At 71.7% G+C, this 19434-nt stretch carries 14 protein-coding genes; 9 read left to right on the top strand and 5 right to left on the bottom strand.

All coding sequences use genetic code 11. The annotated features are described in order from the left end of the window. Positions 1 to 4 precede the first annotated feature (4 nt). Together IPK24_03360 and IPK24_03355 are read right to left on the bottom strand one after the other, a co-directional pair. Positions 5 to 1567 (bottom strand): ATP-binding cassette domain-containing protein, encoded by a 1563-nt coding sequence (locus IPK24_03360; GenBank protein ID MBK8074611.1) that lies wholly within the window; start codon positions 1565 to 1567, stop codon positions 5 to 7. Further along, positions 1564 to 4590 carry a hypothetical protein gene (locus tag IPK24_03355; GenBank protein ID MBK8074610.1) on the bottom strand — a complete coding sequence of 1009 codons (3027 nt, stop codon included), beginning with the start codon at positions 4588 to 4590 and terminating at the stop codon, positions 1564 to 1566. Before IPK24_03355 ends, IPK24_03360 begins: the two co-directional genes overlap by 4 nt. 395 nt (positions 4591 to 4985) lie before the next feature. Here IPK24_03355 and IPK24_03350 point away from each other — a divergent pair, with 395 nt between their 5' ends. Beyond that, a complete protein-coding gene (locus IPK24_03350) occupies positions 4986 to 5312 on the top strand; it encodes a CGNR zinc finger domain-containing protein (GenBank protein ID MBK8074609.1) in 327 nt (108 codons plus the stop codon). Positions 5313 to 5345: 33 nt separating this feature from the next. Here the strand turns inward: IPK24_03350 and IPK24_03345 are convergent, their stop codons facing one another. Continuing rightward, the gene (locus IPK24_03345; GenBank protein ID MBK8074608.1) at positions 5346 to 6242 is read right to left on the bottom strand and encodes a response regulator transcription factor; all 897 of its coding nucleotides are present in this window, start codon (positions 6240 to 6242) and stop codon (positions 5346 to 5348) included. A gap of 325 nt (positions 6243 to 6567) precedes the next feature. Next, positions 6568 to 9204 carry an ATP-dependent chaperone ClpB gene (gene clpB, locus IPK24_03340; GenBank protein ID MBK8074607.1) on the bottom strand — a complete coding sequence of 879 codons (2637 nt, stop codon included), beginning with the start codon at positions 9202 to 9204 and terminating at the stop codon, positions 6568 to 6570. A gap of 396 nt (positions 9205 to 9600) precedes the next feature. Here clpB and IPK24_03335 point away from each other — a divergent pair, with 396 nt between their 5' ends. Further along, entirely contained in the window at positions 9601 to 11190 is a 1590-nt protein-coding gene (locus IPK24_03335) for a transporter (GenBank protein ID MBK8074606.1), read from the top strand. A gap of 43 nt (positions 11191 to 11233) precedes the next feature. Here the strand turns inward: IPK24_03335 and IPK24_03330 are convergent, their stop codons facing one another. Beyond that, positions 11234 to 11563 carry a DUF192 domain-containing protein gene (locus IPK24_03330; protein MBK8074605.1) on the bottom strand — a complete coding sequence of 110 codons (330 nt, stop codon included), beginning with the start codon at positions 11561 to 11563 and terminating at the stop codon, positions 11234 to 11236. A gap of 165 nt (positions 11564 to 11728) precedes the next feature. Here IPK24_03330 and IPK24_03325 point away from each other — a divergent pair, with 165 nt between their 5' ends. The 7 genes from IPK24_03325 (at position 11729) to IPK24_03295 (ending at position 19434) form a co-directional block, all read left to right on the top strand. Continuing rightward, a complete protein-coding gene (locus IPK24_03325) occupies positions 11729 to 13054 on the top strand; it encodes a hypothetical protein (GenBank protein ID MBK8074604.1) in 1326 nt (441 codons plus the stop codon). Further along, the gene (locus IPK24_03320; GenBank protein ID MBK8074603.1) at positions 13051 to 14073 is read left to right on the top strand and encodes a hypothetical protein; all 1023 of its coding nucleotides are present in this window, start codon (positions 13051 to 13053) and stop codon (positions 14071 to 14073) included. The genes IPK24_03325 and IPK24_03320 overlap by 4 nt, the downstream gene beginning before the upstream one ends. Before the next feature lie 87 nt (positions 14074 to 14160). Beyond that, positions 14161 to 15618: a hypothetical protein gene (locus tag IPK24_03315; GenBank protein ID MBK8074602.1), complete on the top strand. Its 1458-nt coding sequence runs from the start codon at positions 14161 to 14163 to the stop codon at positions 15616 to 15618. Continuing rightward, on the top strand, positions 15615 to 16376 hold the full coding sequence (locus tag IPK24_03310) for a hypothetical protein (protein ID MBK8074601.1): 762 nt from the start codon (positions 15615 to 15617) through the stop codon (positions 16374 to 16376). Before IPK24_03315 ends, IPK24_03310 begins: the two co-directional genes overlap by 4 nt. Positions 16377 to 16381: 5 nt before the next feature. Further along, positions 16382 to 17002, top strand: a complete 621-nt coding sequence (locus tag IPK24_03305; protein ID MBK8074600.1) for a hypothetical protein — start codon at positions 16382 to 16384, stop codon at positions 17000 to 17002. Beyond that, positions 16999 to 17658 (top strand): isoprenylcysteine carboxylmethyltransferase family protein, encoded by a 660-nt coding sequence (locus IPK24_03300; GenBank protein ID MBK8074599.1) that lies wholly within the window; start codon positions 16999 to 17001, stop codon positions 17656 to 17658. Before IPK24_03305 ends, IPK24_03300 begins: the two co-directional genes overlap by 4 nt. An 87-nt stretch (positions 17659 to 17745) precedes the next feature. After that, on the top strand, positions 17746 to 19434 hold the full coding sequence (locus IPK24_03295) for an OmpA family protein (protein ID MBK8074598.1): 1689 nt from the start codon (positions 17746 to 17748) through the stop codon (positions 19432 to 19434).

Below are 19434 nucleotides of genomic sequence, written 5' to 3'. Positions count from 1 at the left end.
CCGCTCAGCCCAGGCCGAGCACCTCGTCCGCCGCGGCGATCAACACCGGGTCGTGGGTGGCGACCACCACGGCGGCACCACGAGTGGCCTCCTCGGCCAGCACCGCAGCCATCGCCTGCGCACTCGCCTCGTCCAGCTGCGACGTGGGCTCGTCGCAGACGAGCAGCCGGGCCGAGACCGCCAGAGCGCGGGCGACGGCGAGACGTTGCCGCTCACCACCGGACAGCTCCCCGGCCAACCGCCCGGCCAGCGGCGCGAGCGCGAGGCGTTCGAGGCAGGCCGTGATCACGGCGTCGTCGGCGGGCAGGCCCCGAACCGATCGGGCCAGATCGAGATTCGTGACGGCGTCCGAGGTATCGGCGAGCTGGACATCCTGGCCGCAGTACGAGGTCAGCCGGCGGCGCAACGCGGCAGCACCGGCGCGATCGAGCTCGGCCAGATCGACGCCGTCCAGCCGAATCCGTCCCCCGTCAATGGATTCGAGGCCCAGGAGAACCCGCAGCAGGGTGCTCTTGCCGGTGCCGGAAGGTCCCCGGACGACGAGCAACCGGCCCGCCCTGATCTCGAGGTCGACCCGGTTCAGCACCGTGCGCTCGCCGTAGCGACGCACCACGCCCGTCAGTTCGGCCACGATCGGCTGGGCGGGAGCGCCGACCCGACGCGGTCCCGCGAACGGAACCGAGCCTCGGGGGGTCACCGTCCCAGCCGCCCCGAATTCGCTGGGACGCAACACCATCGATCCGTCCGAGGCCGATTCGGGGCGCAGCGTCAGGCTGCCGGCGTCGTGACCGGCACGCAGGCTGTCGGGCAGCCTGACCCAGCCGCGGTCGTCGACCACCAGCAACTCGCGCGGTGGGGAGCCATCGGCCGCCGGCTGCCAGGTCTCCGAGAGCCGCCCATCGCGGATCCGGACCACCCGATCGGCCACGCGTGCCGCCCGGTGATCGTGGCTGACCAACACCAGTGCCGCACCGGTCGAGTCCACCGCGTCGGCCAGTGCGTCATAGACCTCGAGAGCCGTCACGGCGTCCAGTTCGCCGGTGGGCTCGTCAGCCAGCAGCAGACGCGGACCGTGGGCCAGGGCCGCACACATCGCCACCCGTTGCGCTTCCCCGCCGGACAAGGTCACCGGACGCCGCCGGGCGAGGTGATCGACACCGAGCCGGGTCAGCAGCGCCTCACCGGCACTCCGAGCCCGCTGCGGATCGACGCCCAGGAGGCGTTGTTGCAGAAGCACATTGCCCAGGACGTCGAGTTCGGGCCGCAGCATACGCCAGGGGTTCTGATCGACCCAGCCCAGGGTGCGGGCCTGCCACCCACCGCGGCTGACCGTCCCCACCTGCGCACCGGCCACCGTGGCCCGACCGGCGGCGAGCTGTTGGTCACCGGCCAGCAGCCGCAGCAGAGTGCTCTTGCCCGATCCGTTGGGGCCGTGTACCACCACGCGTTCCCCGGCCGCCACGCCGAGTGTCAGGCCCCGCAAGGCCACGACGGCACCGTCCGGAACCTGGTAGAGGCAGAAGGCATCGCGCACCTCGACCACCGGCGCACCCGGTCGGCCGGTCATGGCTGCGGCGCCGATCGCACCGGGCGCGGCTCGCGCAGGGCTGCGCCCGCCACCACACCCGAGATCCCGAGCGAGAGCACCAGTGCCCCGCCCAGCAACGCCAGTGCCATGGCCCACCCGGTCACCGCGATCAGGGGTGGGTGAGGTGTGGTGGCCAGAGCGGTCACCGCCACCAGCCGGGCGGTCAGAGCCGCCAGGCCCAGACCGACCGCGATGCCCCAGGGCACCGCCGGGCCGGCCACGGCCACGGCCCGCCACCACAACGCCCACCGCACCGTGCTCGGTGGCACGCCGTCGGCCTCCCAGGCGTAGGCGCGTGCCGCGTCCTCACGACGCTCCCCCGCGATCAGCAGTACCAGGGCACCGGCAGCGACCAGCAGCACGGCGATGGCGACGAGCAACAGCACGCCGGACGCCGCGCGCGCCACCGGGTCGGCCCGGGCGGCCGACTCGATGTCGGCCCGGCTGCTCACCACCAGCTTGTCGAACGGCGGTGCGCTGGAATCGATCGCGGCCCCCGGCCGCAGGTCGAGCCACACCTCGCCGGCCTGACCGGTTCCGGGATTGCGCAGGTCGAGCAACCGGGCCAGCGCACCGCCGTCCGCCACCGCGAAGCGGCCCGAGAGCGTCGGGAACTGTTCGGTGGCCGCGACCACCCGCACCGGCAGCCCGACCCCGTCGAGGATCAGGGTGAGGCGACCCGAGACCGCCTCGGCGGCGGTGAGGGCATCGGTCATCACCGGCAGGGGTTCCGCACCCGCACTGCCCGGTCCACTCGTCGGGCCGGTCAGCAGTGCCAGACCCTGATCGAGACGGTAGTCGACGGTGAACCGATCGGTCGCCACCACCCCGCCCCTCGCCGTCCAGCCCTGCCATGCCTGCTGAGCCGCCTGCCCGTCCACGGTGACGGTGCCGAACACGATCCGCCCGGACACGGCGGCTCGATCGCGGTTGCCCTCACCCAGGTTGTGCTGGCGCAGGGTGGCCGAATCGGTCGGTTCACGCAGGCTGATCGCGATCAGGCTCAGGGTCGGCGGGCGGCTGTCGAGCGTGGGGAGCGTCGGCAGCTCACCGAGCAACGACGGTGCAGTCGCCGTACCCGCCACCCGCAGTGGCACGCTGCGCTCACGCCCGTCGGCCGTGCGCAGGTGAGCGGTGGCGGCGACGGTCACCGGGTCGGTGGTGACGATGCGCAGCGTCCGCCCCGGGGGCAGCGTGGTTCCGAAAGCCGCTGTCGACGTGCGGATTGCGCTGCTCACCTGCGCCACCGAGAGCTCGGTGTCGCCGAGCCGGGCGCCCCCGGTGACGGCGTCCCAGCGCGAGATGCGTCCCAGTGCCGCCGGCGGCAGCCCGAGCAGCTGCACCGTGGCCCCCTGCTCGGCGTCCACGCGAAGCCGCGAGGCAGCGCGCAGCACGGGCACCACGGCGTCGCCGTCGGCGACCTGCGCCCACTCGGAGGGGCCGAGCAGGTCTTGCGGTCGGGCGCCGGCCGGGCCGGTCGCCCGAACGTCCAGTGGCGCCGCGAAACTCGCCTGGTCGGCTGCCCCCCGGTCGAGGGTGGCCCGGTAAGACGCCGCGAAGGCCGCCGCCGCGATCGCCGCGGCGAGCAGGGCCGCGGTCGCTGCCGGACGCAGCGGACGACCCGCCACGGCCCCGATCCCGAGCCGGGCGGCCACCGCGCGACGGGGCACCACCCGCGCGGTGGCCCGCGCCAGGGCCGGCCAGACTCGGGCCAGCCCCAGGCCCGCAGCCGTCAGGATCAAAGCCGGCAGCAACCCCAGCAACGGATCGCCGCCACCACTCACCGCGACCCCGCCACGCACCACCAGCAGTGCCGCACCGAGCCCGGCCGCCAGCGCCACGCCGGTGATCGCCGCGGACGCGGTCCGCCCGCGCACGGTGAGTGCGACCAGGACGGCGGCCGCGAGGACCAGCACCAGGTCGGGCACCCACGCCGCACGCCACCCGGCGATCACGGTCTCGCCCCACGGCAGGCCGGCGCGCTCGGCCACCACAGCGGCCCCCAGACCACCGGCGATCCCGCCCAGCACTGCGCCGCCCAGCACCACGGCCACGATCTCGACGGCGACCAAGCGCCCGATGCGGGCCGGGCGAGCGCCTCGCAGCCGCAACACTCGGGCCCATGCCGCATGGTCGTGGCGCACCCCGGCACCACCCACCACCGCGGTGCCGAGCAACAGCACCGCCATGGACGAGCCCAGCAGGCCGAACCGCTGCACCGACAGCCGGGCGCGACGGTCCTGCTCACGCACCGCGTCGACGGGAGCGGTGACCACCAGCCCCTCGGCGTCGCGCCACAGGTCCTGGGCGACCACGGCCCCCTCGCGCACCCAGGCCGCCAGGCCCAGCGCGCGAACCCGATCGGCATCCAGCGGGGCCACCCAGCCGTAGCTGCGCCCGAACGAGGCGAGGGCGGCCAGCGCCGAGACCTGCCGCGCCCCGTCACCGAGCAGCACCGGCACCCCGGCGCCGGGATCGAAGGTGCCCGAGAGCAGCAACGTGTCGGTTCGCTGCGCCTGGCCAACCACGATCAGGCCCAGGTGGGGCGGCGGCGTGGCGACCAGCGAGCCGAGGGCGACGACCTCGCAGCGGGCCGGGGTACAGCTGCTGGGCAGCCGACCCGAGGTGAGCCGGACGGCACCGGCCAAGCCGTCGGTGCCGGCCAACACGAACGCCCCGTACCTGCCGGCCGGCGCCTCGACGATCTGACGGTAGAGCATCTGGCGGCGGATCGGCGGCTCCGCCAGCCTCGGCAGCGCCGTGGCGACCAGCCGGTCGAGCCGGTCGAGTTCGGCCGGTTCGACGATGCCGTTGAACGACATCGTGACGCTGCGCTCACCGGGCGGCAGGCTCGAGAGCTGTTGCCGCAGAGCAGAGATGGCGGTTGCCGACCCCACGGCAGCCACCAGCACGGGCAGCGCCGTCGCGATGCCCAGACCGACGACGACCGGCAGCCACCGCCGCCAGATGTACGCCAGCCGCGCGGGCACCAGGAACCACATAACCGGAAAGGTATCAGTTACCGGTTAGCTGGTCGTACGATCTGGACATGAGCTCACACCTGGTGGACGGCGTCGCGCTGCCCGACCACGTGAGCGGGGATCCGGGCCTCGAGTTGTGCAACACCCGGGCCGGATGGGGCGGTCCGGAGCCCAGGGAGTACCTGACCGGCGACCGCGCCCTGACCCTGTGGGCGGCCGACGTCGGGTTACGGCCGCCTCCCCCGCGCCGAGTCCTCGCCCGCATCGCTCCCGACGCCGGCAACGGTTCGAACGGTGCCACGGCGCGCGCCATCCGGCTCCGTGAGGCGCTGTACGCCTGCGCACTCGGCCGCGGCACGCCGTCCGACTGGGACGAGATCGCCCGTGCCGCCACCGATGCCCGAACGCGGGCAGTGCTGCGCCCCGACCGGGACGACGCCGCGCGCCGACCCGCGTGGCAGGTTCAGCCGGCGCCGGAGTACACCATCGAGCAGGGGTGGCCGCTCGCGGCACTCGACGCTGCAGCCCTCGCCGCAGAGCAGCTGCTGTGCCATCGCGCCAGCACGGTGTCGGCCTGCCCCGGGCCGGGCTGCGGCTGGTTGTTCACCGAACCGCGAGGCCGGCGCCGCTGGTGCTCGATGGCCGTCTGCGGCAACCGCTCCAAGGCGCGGCGGCACGCGTCCCGCCGACGCTCGGTGGCACCACCCGACGACGACGCCCGGGCCTCCAGCGTCGAGCCGTGACGAGCGCCCGCCGCCACACCGGGTCCAGCCGGCCTAGCCGGGTTCGACGGTGGAGCCCGCCAACATCAGCCCCTCGGCGATGGCATATCGCGTCAGATCAGCACGACGGCGCCGTCCCGTCTTCTCGCGCACGCGCTCGAGGTAGGACCGCACGGTCCGCACGCTCAGCCGCAACTGGTCGGCGATGCTCTGATCGGTCTCGCCCGCCGCCAGCAGGATCAGCACCTCACGTTCACGCGTGGTGAGGTGCGGCGACGCCCGGCGAGCGCCCCGGTCACCGGACAGCGCGAACGAGGCAAGGGTGGGCGAGACATAGGTCCGACCGCCGGCAACGGCCTGGATCGCCTCCACGATCTGCCCGATGGTGGCGCGCTTGCACAGATACCCCCGGGCGCCGGCGGCCATGCCGCCCTGCACGTCCTCGCGCTGTGCCCGGTCCGAGATCAGCAGCGGCGTGAACCCTTGGCGCACCAGGTATCTCACGGCCTGGATGCCCTGCGGACCGACGGAATCGAGATCGAGCACCACGACGCCGCCCTTGACGGCGAACGGGAACTCGCGCAACGCCCCGTAGACCCCGGCAATCTCGAGGTCGGGATCGGCCGCGAGCCCACGACAGAGCGCGTCGAGGTAGAGCGGGTGATCCTCGACGATGTACACCGTGATCGCCGTGGTGCGGGCCGGGGTACGCGGCGCCGAGAGAGAGGGCGCTGACGTGTCCACGCCAGGCGTGTCCTCGACCAACGACCTCAGCTCGACCACCTGGCGACGCGCCTGGCGCGTGACGGTGCCCAGTACGGCCGACAGATCCGCCTCGGACGCCGCGAGCCGGCCACTCTCCGCGTGGAGCGCAATCGCCTCCAGCGTCTGGATTGCCGAGTCGCGCCACCGAGCGTGTTCCTGGTTCGACTCCCGGCGACCGTGGGCCATACCCATGGCGTACGCGGATCGCACCGACCAGGGCAGGGCGTGATCCCGAGCCGGTTGGCGGCTTCGGGGCAGCGAGGCCGGCTCAACGACCGTCACGACGCTCAGGTCTCGCGTCGCCAGGGCTGGATCGGTCGTCATCATCGCCTCCTCGCCGCCACCGGCCGGCCCCGAGCGCCGGCCGGTGATCGCACGTCGGCGCCCAGCTGCGCCGCGATGCGTGCCTCACCGTAGGTGCCCATCGTCCCGGCCATCCAGGGCCCGCGGGCCCCAGTGCCCAGGGACGACGGGCCCTCTCGGCGCCCGCGCCGGCCCGGTGGCCGCAGGCTCAGCTCGACGGGGTGGACACCGGCGAACGGTGGACCACAAGCCCTTCACCACCGGGACCGGCAGCCTCGACCAGAACGGTGTCGCCGTCGCGGATCTCCACACCCAGCAACGCTCGTGCCAGCCGGTCACCGATCTCTCGCTGCACCAGGCGGCGCAACGGACGGGCACCGTAGGCGGGGTCGAAACCGGTCAGGGCCAGCCAGTCCCGAGCGGCCGGGGTGACCTCGAGCCGCAGTCGGCGTTCGGCCAGTCGCGTGGCGAGCGCGGCCACCTGCAGGTCGACGATGCGGGCCAGCTCGGTGGTGGTCAGCGCGTCGAAGACCACCACGTCGTCCAGCCGGTTCACGAACTCGGGCTTGAACGCTGCCCGCACCGCACTCATCACGGCGTCCTTCTTGGCCTCCTGGCTCAGGGTCGGGTCGACCAGGAACTGCGAACCGAGGTTCGAGGTGAGCACCAGGATCGTCGACCGGAAGTCGACGGTGCGGCCCTGACCGTCGGTGAGGCGACCGTCGTCCAGCACCTGCAACAACACGTCGAACACCTCGGGGTGGGCCTTCTCGACCTCGTCGAGCAGTACGACGCTGTACGGGCGACGCCGTACCGCCTCGGTGAGCTGGCCGCCCTCCTCGTAGCCGACATATCCGGGAGGTGCACCGACAAGCCTTGCCACAGAGTGCTTTTCGCCATACTCACTCATGTCGATGCGCACCATGGCCCGCTCGTCGTCGAACAGGAAGTCCGCCAAGGCCTTCGCCAGCTCGGTCTTGCCGACACCAGTCGGCCCGAGGAACAGGAACGAGCCGGTCGGCCGGTCGGGATCGGAGACACCCGCACGAGCCCGACGGACGGCGTCCGACACCGCGCGAACCGCCGTCTCCTGACCGATGAGTCGTTCTCCCAGAACGGACTCCATCCTCAACAGCTTGGCCGTCTCGCCTTCGAGCAGCCGTCCGGCAGGTATCCCGGTCCAGGCGGCGACGACGTCGGCGATGTCATCCGGGCCGACCTCCTCCTTGACCATGGGGGCCTGGGCGTCGTCCGAGGCGACCCAGGCCCCTTCAGCGGCCTGCGCCTGCTCGAGTTCCTTCTCGATCGTGGGGATCTCGCCGTAGAGGATTCGCGACGCTGCGGCCAGGTCGCCTTCGCGCTGTAGGCGTTCGGCCTGTCCCCGCAGCGCGTCGAGGCGCTCCTTGAGCTCGCCCACCCGGTTCAACCCCGTCTTCTCTGCCTCCCATCGGGCGGTCAACGCAGCCAGCGACTCGGACCGGTCGGCCAGTTCGGCGCGCAGCTTCTCGAGCCGGACGCGCGACCCCTCGTCGTTCTCCCGTTCCAGCGCGAGCTCCTCCATCTTCATGCGGTCGACCTGACGACGCAGCGCGTCGACCTCCTCGGGTGAGGAATCGATCTCCATCCGCAGTCGCGAGGCGGCCTCGTCGACCAGGTCGATCGCCTTGTCGGGCAACTGACGGCCGGAGATGTAGCGATGCGACAGCGAGGCTGCGGCGACCAGCGCGGCGTCCGCGATCTCGACCTTGTGGTGGGCCTCGTACCGTCCCTTGAGACCGCGCAGGATCGCCACGGTGTCCTCCACCGAGGGCTCGCCCACGTAGACCTGCTGGAAGCGCCGCTCCAGTGCGGCGTCCTTCTCGATCCGCTCGCGGTACTCGTCCAGCGTGGTGGCCCCGACCAGACGCAACTCACCACGGGCCAGCATCGGCTTGAGCATGTTGCCGGCGTCCATGGCGCCCTCGCCCGAAGCCCCGGCGCCGACCATGGTGTGCAGTTCGTCGATGAACGTGACCACCTGACCGTCGCTGGACTTGATCTCCTCCAGCACGGCCTTGAGTCGTTCCTCGAACTCGCCGCGATACTTGGCGCCGGCGACCATCGCCGCCAGGTCGAGCGACAGCAACCGCTTGCCGCGCAACGACTCCGGCACGTCACCCGCCACGATCCGCTGCGCCAGGCCCTCGACCACGGCGGTCTTGCCGACCCCGGGCTCACCGATCAGCACCGGATTGTTCTTGGTCCGACGACTGAGCACCTGCACCACGCGACGGATCTCGCTGTCGCGCCCGATCACCGGATCGAGCCGGCCGTCGCGGGCCGCGGCGGTGAGGTCGACGCTGTACTTCTCCAGCGCCTTGAACGTGCCCTCGGGGTCGGGGCTGGTCACCTTGGCGCCACCGCGGACGGCGGGCAGTGCCGCGATCAACGCCTCGCGGGTGGCGCCCGCGGTACGGAGCGTGCCCGCCACGCTGGACGACGAACCGCCCGGACCGGAGGCCAGGCCGATCACGAGGTGCTCGGTGGAGATGTACTCATCCCCCAACTCGCGAGCCACCTCACCAGCGGCGTTCAGAGCCTGGTAGGCAGCACGACCCAGTTGCGGGGAGGCCGCCGTCGGCCCCGAGGCCGAGGGCATGGCACCCAGGGCGCGCTCGGTACTCGTCCGCAACGCCGCGGGATCGGCGCCGACCGCCTTCAGCAGAGCGGTCGCGACGCCGTCCGGCTGGGTGAGCAGGGCCTCGAGCAGGTGCGCCGGCTCAACCTGGGGATGGCCGCCGGAGGTGGCCCGGCGCACGGCGGACGACAGAGCTTCCTGGCTGCGAGTGGTGAGCTTGAGGTCCATGAGATGAGTGTCCTCCGATGTACAGCGCGTGCGATCTGCTTGCACGGAAAGCAACGCTCTCAGAGTTGAGTCTGTTCCACTCAATTCTATCTCTCACCTGGGCCGACCTGACCCAACCTGCTCATGCTCCGCAGGTGACGGCTCGCACGCCGGATTGGCTGCTGAAAAGCGTCAGCTGCGGAGCACGAGCGGTCAGCTGCGGAGCATGAGCGGGTTGGGGGTGGGCTTGCCGCCGGGGGACGGTGGTCCCTCATGTGCCACGGGGACGCGCCGACGGGACGTGCGACCCGCCATCGACATGACAACGGTGTCATGATGGACTCGGGCCGGACCACGACGACGCGGCCGGCCTTGGGCCCCGCCGCCCCGTCGCACCGTCAGGAAGCTCTGATCCCTGTGCACACCGCACTCGAGTTCCTCGCCCACCAGCCCCTCGTCCTGGTGTTCCTGCTGTTCGCCCTGGGCTCGGCCCTGGGCACCGTCCGGATCGCCGACGTCCAGATCGGCCCGGCGGCGGTGCTGTTCACCGCGATCGCCCTGGGCGCGGTCGCCGCCGCGAACGGCGTCAAGCTCAGCGTCCCCGAAACCGTCGGCACGCTCGGCCTGGTGATGTTCACCTACACCGTCGGCGTGATCAGCGGTCCCACGTTCTTCGCCGCACTGCGCACCGGGTGGGCGCCCATCGTCACCGTCACCTCGATCCTGGCCGTCGGGGCGGCGATCACGGCAGCCATCGGGCTCTGGCTCGACCTACCGGTGGCCACCATCGCCGGCACCTTCGCCGGTTCGCTCACCAACACCCCCGCCCTGGCCGCGGCCACCGAACGATCGGGGGACGCCGCCGCGACCACCGTCGGCTACTCGATCAGCTACCTGTGGGGCGTGGCCGGCATGATGCTCGCCACCGCCTGGACCCTGCGGCACCGGGGCAGCACCGACTCCGGGCCGAGCACCCTGACCAACCTCACCGTGCGCGTCGAACGCACCGACCGGCCGCGGATGAGCGAGATCGTCGAGCGGTTCGGTGGCACCGTGCTGTTCTCACGGATCCGCCACGGCGAGACCAGCCCGATCCTGGTCGCCGAGGACGAGGAGCGGCTCGAGCACGACGACCTGGTGTCCATCGTGGGTCCCAAGGACGTGGTCACGCAGGTGGCCCGCGAACTCGGACACGCCTCCTCGCACGACATCGTCGGCAACCGCCACAACCTGGACTCGCGGCGCATCACGTTGTCGAACCGCTCCCTGGCCGGCCATACCCTGGCCGACCTCGACCTGGGCGAGAAGTTCGGCGCCGCGGTCTCGCGCGTTCGCCGGGGCGACATGGACATGGTGGCGACCGATGACCTGGTGATGCAGCTGGGCGACCGGTTGCGCGTGGTGGTCCCGACCCCGCAGATGCCCGACATCGCCCGCCACCTGGGCGATTCCGAGCGCGGCCTGTCCGACATCAACCCGGTCGGCCTCGCCCTCGGCATCACGCTGGGCATCCTGGTGGGCCTGGTCCACATCCCGCTGCCCGGAGGCGGTTTCGAGATCGGCGCCGCCGGCGGCACCCTCATCATGGGTCTGATCTTCGGACGCGTCGGACGCGTCGGGCCGCTGGTCACCACCCTCGGTCACTCGGCGGCCTCGGCGCTGTCGAACTTCGGGATGCTGGCCTTCCTCGCCTATGCCGGCATGCGCGCCGGCGGCTCGTTCACCGCCGCCGTCACCTCCAGCCTCGGCTGGCGCATCGCCGTGGTCGGCCTGGTGGTCACCACGATGGTCGCGGTGTCCCTGCTCGTGGTCGGGCGGCTGGTGCACCGACTGGACGCCGAGAAGGTCGCCGGCATCCTGGCGGGCGCGCAGACCCAGCCCGCGGTGCTCGCCTTCGCCAACGAACGCTCGGGCTTCGACAACCGGGTGGCCATCGGATACGCCCTGGTCTACCCCGCCGCCATGATCGTCAAGATTCTCCTGGCCCAGGTGCTCGCCGGTCTCTGAGCCGCCCGGGTCGGCTCGGGGACCGCTGAGTCCGGCTGCGCCGTCAGCTCAGCGAAACCACCGCTCCGGGGCGGATCCCCCACTCCGCCATCCGGCCGGCCTCGGTCTCGAGAATCCAGCGGCAGCGCCACCGCGGCAGCCCGAGCCGCCCCGGCACCATCGTGGTGACAGCCAGCACCCGGCCCGACCGCGCCACGTAGGCCACGTCGATGGCGAAGGCCATACCGAAGGTGTGGACCGAGCTCGCGGGCTCGAGCGCCAGCCCCGTCGCGACGCCGGTTCGCCCCAGCAGTCCCTTGCTGCGCGCCCGAAACGACCGCGCGTGCTCCACGTGCGCGATGTCCCGGCCGTCGACCACCAACGTCGCCATCATCGTCCCTCACCTCCGGTCACCCCGCCCCCGCGGCGGGCACCCGAAAGCCACCGCCCCTGACGCTGCGCAGTACCCGTGCCCCACGGCCGAGCACGGGCTTGGTAGCCTCCGGCCAGCACGGTAGCCCACGGTGATCCAGCCACCGCACCAGCGCGAAGGGGGGTCATGAGGCGACTGCCCACCCTCTCCGCGTTGCTGCGTCCGGCCTTCGGTGACCCCACCGGCGGCCAGCCGGCCACTCCCGGACGCCTGCTCGTGGTCGCCGCCGTTGCGCTGACCGCGATCGGGACGACGGTGAGCGTCGTGGTTCCCGCCGGCCGCGCGGTCCGGAACGCGGCATGCGGATCAGGCCCTGACGGCTGCGATCCCTTCATTCCCCCGGCGGCGGATCTGGGCCGCTGCACCGTGATCAGTCACTCCGATCCGGTGGCCGACGACACCGTGCTGTTCTCCGATCGGATCGGCCCCGCCGGGGGGGTCGTCCTCAGCCGGGCGATCGACACCAACGCGGTGGTGACCTGGCACGTGGACGAGCCGGGAACCTCGCCCGGGCGAGCCACCATCCGAAGTTTCGCCGATGAGGACACCGCCCGGAACTACGTGACGGAGGTGTTGCGTGAACCGCTGCGGCAGCGCCTGGCAGCAGCCGACGGCAGCGGGGTGGCCGCCTGGCTGGGTGTGGCGATCGATGGCCATCGGATCGACCCACCCACCCCGCGAGAGCAGATTGCCCTGCTCGGCGGCGCGGTCGACACCGTGGCCGAGGCCAAGGACGGCGCCGCCGCGACCCAGCCCACCACCCCCGCTGCACTGGTTCAGATCAGCGATCACCTCTCCCCGGCCGGGGAACCGGTGCGGACCCTGGTGCGCGAGTTGGACTGGCGGGCAGCGGTGGCGATGGGACTGGGCAGCGAGAAGGCGGCGGGCCGGGTGTTGATGTCCACCACCCACACCGCCGCGGGGATCCCCCTGCGCGAGACGGTCGAGATCACCGGCCTGCTCGCCGCAGGGCTGGATCCGACGGGCGCTGCGGCAGGTCCTGCACCCTTGGCCGCTCTGCTGCCCCGCCCCGAGCCACTCGCTCTCTTCCCCGCCAAGATGATCATCGACCTGGACCTGGCCACCGATGGCACCGCCGACCTGCGAGCGGCCCTCGAGCGACTGGCGGGGCTGCCGCATCCGGCGAGCTGGACCAGCCTCGTCTCGCTGGAGGAGCGCAGCGGCGCCCGGCCGGCGGCCATCGCGCGGGCGGTGCGGGCGCAGTCGTCACTGCGTCCACGATCGGGTCTGTATCGGGCTCTCGATCAGACACCACGGGGCACAACGGTCACGATCAGCACCTTCCGTAGGACATCATCGGTGAACCGGCCGACCACGGAGCTCGGGCTGCGCGGCCATTTGAACATCGCCGGAGGGCTGCCTGCGGGCGATTACTACCTGGCGCGAGGAACCGGCTTCGTCAAATGGCAGGAATGCGGGGACACCACATGACTCACCACCTCGACCCGGCAGCTCGGACCGACTCCCGGCCCAGCATCCGCACCCACCTGACCGCCCACCCCTCTCCGGCACGTGCGCCGGACCCTGTCTCGGGGTCGATCCCGCCGCCGCTGCCGTCGGGCCGCCCACCCGGGCCGTATGACTATGTCGTGGCCTCGGACCCCGCGATCTGGCCGGATTCGACCGGCTCCACCGGCCCGCTGCTGGCCCTGCCGGTCGTCGACCGGGTCGCCGCCCTTGCTGCGCTCAGCGCCGGCGATCGCCGACTCGTGGTGATCTGCGACCCCGCCGAGTACGCCACCGTGGCCGCCCTCGCCGGCCAGGCTCGCGGGTTGTATCGCTCACGGATCGCCGTGGTGCCGATCGGGAGCGGAGCCGCGATGCAGGTGGCCATCGCCCTGATCGGGCAGGTGCTGCTCACCTCACGCCTCAACCGCCCCGTGGCGGAGGTGATCGAGCGGCTGCCGGCGTTGAGCCGCCAGCTGCTGCACGTCGTCCTGCTGCGGTCGGTTGCCCGGCTCGACCACCCCGCCGTCACGGTGAGCCACCACATGCGTTCCTACCTGCCGGGACGACGCGTGTTCGCCGTCCAGTCCTCACCGGAACCGAACCTCATCTGGCTCAACGGGCAGGGCGTCGTCCGCCCGGCCAACGTGGGCCTGGTCCGGCCCGACCACGATCCCCGGCTGGGCATCGTGGTCGGGGTGCTCGGCCCCCGCGAGGTGCCGGTGGGAGTGCTCGAACGGGCCGGTCTGCCCACGGACGCCCCCAGCCGACTGGTCACGACGATGTCGCCGTCACGGCAGTGGGGCGACCCGGAGGCCACCGAGGTGGTGGCCATGCCACAAGACCTCGTGGGGTGGGTGGCCGATCAGCTGCCGCCGGTGGAGGCATGGCCGTGCCATTGGTGCGACGAGCCTCTGGCGGCCCCGGTACGCACCTGCCCGTTCTGCGCCGACACCCTGCCCGGCCCGCTGACCTCCACATCGCCCGATCGACTGTCCGGCTGAGGCTCGCGACCGGCACGACGTCACGGGCCCCCAAACAGGCCCGCGGGCCCTGGGTTCGGGCCCTTGCAGGACTCCAGGATGCCGAGCATGGAACGTCCCTGGAACGTCGTCCGGCTCGACCGGGAGCATCAGCCCGATCGCCGCGACCAGGGACAGACCTCATCGGAGCTGATGGGCATCCTCGTGGTCATCGCGCTGATCATCGGCGTGCTGGCCCCCAGCGGCCTCGGTGGGCAGCTCGCCGACGACATCAGGGTGCTGATCTGCCGGATCGCCGGCCAGAGTTGCAGCGCCGGCACCACGGCCATCTCGCACGTTCCCGAGGAATGCACCACCCTCAGCCACAGCGAACAGATCAAGGCCGATGTCACCGTCTTCAGCGTGAACGTGGGAGGCAGCGGCAAGCTGACCCTGACCAAGACGGTGGACAGCTCCGGCAAGACCCACTGGTTCGTTCAGCAGGAGGGCGAAGGGCACCTCGGTGCCAAGGCGATCTTCGGCGAGTCGGCCGGTGTGGGTGACCTCGGCGAGGGGTTGAAGGCGTCGGTGACGGCTGCCCTCACCGGCAGTGCCGGGGCCAAGTACGAGTTCCCCACCGAGCAGGCCGCGCGGGACTTCCTCACAGCCGCCCGTGACGAACCCGCCAAGCGCGCCGTCGTCGGCCCCTTCGATCCCTTCGGATTCGGCAAGAAGCTGCTCGACAAGATCGATGGCGTCAGCTATGACCCGCCCCCACCGACCGAGACCTTCTACGCCGGAGGTGCTTTGGTCTCGGGAACCGCCGAGGGCAAGGCGGGCGTGGCCGCGCTGACCGGAAACGGCTCGGTGACCGCCCTGCTCGGCGTCAAGGTCAAGTCGGCGACCCCCGCCAGCGCCGATGGTTCCGTCCCGGCCCGGGGCGAGACCCGCACCGTCTACCTCCAGGTGAGTTCCGAGGCGGCGGCTCAGCTCGGGGTGTTCGAGACGGTGTCCGGCACGATCGGGGACAGCTCCGAGGTGGTCGTGGGGATCGAGTACGACGACACCGGCAAGGCCATCTCCGCCACGCTGGACGCCACCGGCACCCTCACCGGCCAGCTCGGGCTCGGGGCGACGGGCGGCGAGAAGGGTCAACCGGCCACACCGCTCACCCCTGCCGTGCCGAAGGGCACCACGGGAGCCGGCGACCTGTCCATCGGGGGCGGCAAGGCGGGGACGCTGCAGATGAGGGTCGACCTGACCCAGGGGAACAATCGCGATGTGGTGGCCGACGGGCTGCACTCCATCGGAGTCCCGGTCCTGATGAACGACGGCACCGGTAGCGTGGACCCGGTGACCGGATTGACAGGGATGTACCGCCTCTTCGAGGACGGTGCCCCGGGAACCACCCTCGGCGTCGTCCTGTACTCGCAGAACGACGGCGGGCTCTCCGGCGGTGTCGAAGGCGGTGAGGGCATCGGCTTCGGGATCGAGGGCGGCGTCAGCACCCAGGACCGATCGGTCGACCGGGCCGCCTACTTCCAGCCCGGCCAAGGCTTCGTGACGTGGGAGCAGTGCTCGCAGTGAGAGCTCACATCGTCCGGCGCGCGGTGGCCCTGCTCGCCCTGAGCCTCGCCGCGTCGTCCGGCCTGAGCGCCTGCTCGGACGACGCGGGATCGGCCGCCACGCCCGGATCGCCGGCCGTCACGCCCGCCACGGCGAGCTCCCCCGCCGGCACGGTGGCCACCCGATCGGCGGGCTACGACGGCACCATGACCTCGGGTGCAGCGCTGCGCTTCAGCCTGCCGGCGTCACCGCGATTCATCCTGGACGTCGATCGCGTGCGCTCGCAGGACGGCACCCATACCCGTCGCTGGCGTCACGCCGTGGCACCCGCAGGACCGTTCTGCATGATCGAGACGGTGGAGCAGCCCCAGTTCTCACAACCCTTCCCGCAGACGGCGATCGCGATGTGGAACGCCACGCTCGAGGCGGGTGACACCCCGGTGCGTAACGAGGTCATGACCGACGTGCCGCACGGGGCCACCTCCGGCGTCGATCAAGAGATCACGAGCTCCGTCCAGTTGGCCGGCGGCACGCGCGTGGCCGCCCGGATCAGGAGCCGATCGCTGATCACCCCGGGTAAGACGGTGATCACCCTGATCACCTCCGGCCCGATCACCTCCTTCGAGACCTGCCACCTCAACGCCGTGTTCGACACCTTCGAACCCACCGGCCAGGAGGCCCCCGTCGACCCCCCGGTGCCCCCGACACCGCCACCGCCGACCCCTTCCGGCTCCCCCTCACGATCAGCCGGACGGACGCCGTCGGCGGTGGCGGGCTGATCCCGGTGAGAGCGACATCCCTGCGATGGGTACTCGCGGTCGCGGTACTGCTGGCCGTGAGCGCGATCGGCACGATCTGGTGGAAGGTGTTCCTCGGTGTCCGGCCCCACGAACCCGGACCATCGGTCGCCGTGGTCCTCGGCATGGTGCCGGATTCCGGGGGCACCCGGGTCACCCAGACGGTCATCGCCGAGGCCGGTGTCACGCTGCCGAGCACGCTGACCCTTTCGTTGCCGGGTGGCGACTTCACCCACAGCGACCGGACGACGTTCACCGACAGCCGGTTGACCTACTCCACCGCGTCGACCGGGGCCGGTCGCGCCCTCACCCTCGAGCCGGGCGACCAGAACGCCTCACCGCGCATCACGGGCATCCCCACCGACGGCCGTCAGGCGACGGTGCGGTTTCACGTGGCCACCGTCGCCGGGCGGCACGTGATCTACCCCGGGGCCTTCACCGGCCTCAACCCGATCCGGCTCGACGTGACGGGCTACGCGCCCACGTGGACCTGTGATCAGCCGGTGTACGGCGCCTCCCGCGTCTACCGGTACCGGGCCTGCGACGGGGCCGGCCGGCTGACCCCCGAGCACAACGCCCTGACCGCTCTGCGTTGGGAGCTGCCGTGAACGACCGTCCGGAATCCGCGGCGGACGGCGCGCCGTCGGCCCCTCGCTTCTCGGCAGGGACGCTCGACCTGGCCGAGCGCGCGCTGGTGCTGACCGTCTACCTGTACTCGATCGTGCGCGCCGGCCCCTCGGCGATCACCGACCCCGCGCTGGGCCAGCTGCTGGTGTTGTCGGGCAACCTGCTGGTGGTCGTCTTCGTGGTCGCCCGCCGCCGACCGGACGTCATCTCGACGCGACCGTGGGACTGGCTGATCGCCGTCATCGGCACCGCTGCCCCCCTCTTCGCTCGGCCGGCCGAAGGGCCTCGGCTGGTGCCACCGCTGGCGGCGGCCCTGGTGATCCTGGCCGGTCTGGTGCTCACGCTGGCAACCAAGCTCACCTTGCGGCGCAACTTCTCCCTGGTGCCGGCGCGCAGCGACATCGTGGCCCGAGGGCCGTACCGACTCGTGCGACACCCGATGTACGCCGGGTACGTCCTGGTGCACCTCGGCTTGCTGGCCTACGGCTTCGTGCTCTGGAATCTGGCCTGTTACCTGATCTGCTGGGTGTTCCTGTGGCTGCGGATCGACCGCGAGGAGGCGGTGTTGAGCGAGACGGAGGCCTATCGGGCCTACCGCGAGCAGGTGCGCTACCGGCTGGTCTGGGGTCTGGCCTGACCGAGCCGCCGAGGGGGGCGAATCGGTTCGAATGTCGCAGGTCGCTAAGATCGTCCGCACATCGCCCATCGGTCGTGAGGAGTGTCGATGCGTCAGCCGGTTCGACGAAGGCCAACGGCCTGGGTTCTACCCCTGACCGTCGCGTTGACCCTCGTGTCCGGCTGCACCTTCGGCGGCGACGACACCCCACCGACCGGATCATCCACCGGCGCCGGCACGCGCACCGATGGCGCGTCGTCCCCGGCGACCAGCACGTCCCCCGCCGTCTGGGCCACACCCGCCTGGCAGCAGCAGGCCACCTACCCGCCCGCCGGTGACGTTCCTGCCCTGGTCAGCCTGTACCCGCTGCAGCGCGTCGACGGCCACCTCCTGCTCACCGTCGACGTCACGCCGCAGGGCGGCTCGACGGCCGACCTGAACACCATGGCGCTGTTCTGCCCGGGCACGATGTGCCGCACCATGGGGGGCATCTCGCTGATCGACGCCGCGCGCCGGGTGCGCTACGGCCCGCTGCGGCAGCCGTCCCCCCGCGCCGATCTGCCCTACTACGGCAACCCGTTCGGCAGTTTCGACAAGATGCTGCGCAAGACCGGCGGCACCACCTATCGCTTCGGGGCGTTCTTCCCCGACCCCGGCCCGGAGGTCTCGTCCCTGTCCGTCGACCTGCTGTTCGGTGGCCTGGCGCCCGACATCCCCATCGTCGCCGGCACCGAACCAGCGCCGGACCTGGTCGACACCCCCGAGGCGGTCGCGGCCACCCCGTCGGTGGGCGCCCCCACGCCCGGTGCGAGCGCCTCGCCGGGATCGAGCTCACTGGTCACCCTGCGCGTCCCCCGGCCCACTGCCGACGCCGTGGTGGAGAAGCACGATCTGATGGCCAAGGTGGCGGGCGGCACCGTGACCGATTCGGGGCCGGGGCGGCACGGTGTGGTGACCCTGAATGCGGACGTGCTGTTCGCCTTCGACTCGGCGGCGCTCAGCCCACAGGCCAAGAACCTGATCACCCAGGCGTCGCAACTCGTGGCAGCCAAGGCCGACCCGGCCAAACCGGTCGAGATCACCGGGTACACCGATGCCAAGGGCTCACCCGGCTACAACCAGACGCTGTCCACGAAACGCGCTGCGGCGGTGGCCGCTGCATTGAAGGCCGAGGCCCCGACCGCGGGCTTCTCGTCCACGGCGCGGGGACGCGGCGAGGCCGACCCGGTGGCGCCCAACACCGTGCCCGGTGGCGGGGACAACCCGGACGGCCGCGCCCTCAACCGGCGGGTCGAGATCGCTTACACCCCCAAGCCGGTCCCGATCCCGACGCCGACCCCCGCCGCCACGATCAGTGCGGCTCCGGACGCCCCGGCGACCGGGCCGGCCGGCCCGACGGTCACCGTGGGCCCGAAGGCGGTCAAGGGCAACGGCACGTTCCCGGTGCAGATGTCGGCCACCGTGTACCCGGTCACGATCGACGGCACCCTCAGCCTGGTCAGACTCGATCTCACCTCGCACGAGGACGGGTTCGTCATCGACGCCTTCAGCGGACGGTCCAAGGCCAGCCTCGACCTGGGCGCCTTCCACCTGATCGACCCGACCACCAAGGCGACCTACATCCCGGCCTACGACGCCGACGCCTACACCCGCGTCACCGGAACCACGATGTGGTCGATGAAGAAGGACAACACGTTCCACTTCTACTTCTACACGGCAGCACTTCCCGAGACCGTGAGCACGGCCACCCTCTCACTCGGCCAGCTCGGGTCAACCACGGTGTCGGTACACCGCTGA

The organism is Kineosporiaceae bacterium (genome assembly GCA_016713225.1).
Classification (GTDB): Bacteria; Actinomycetota; Actinomycetes; order Actinomycetales; family Kineosporiaceae; genus JADJPO01.
The sequence above is the reverse complement of the archived record's forward strand: the minus strand, read 5'-3'. Positions and strand labels throughout refer to the sequence as shown.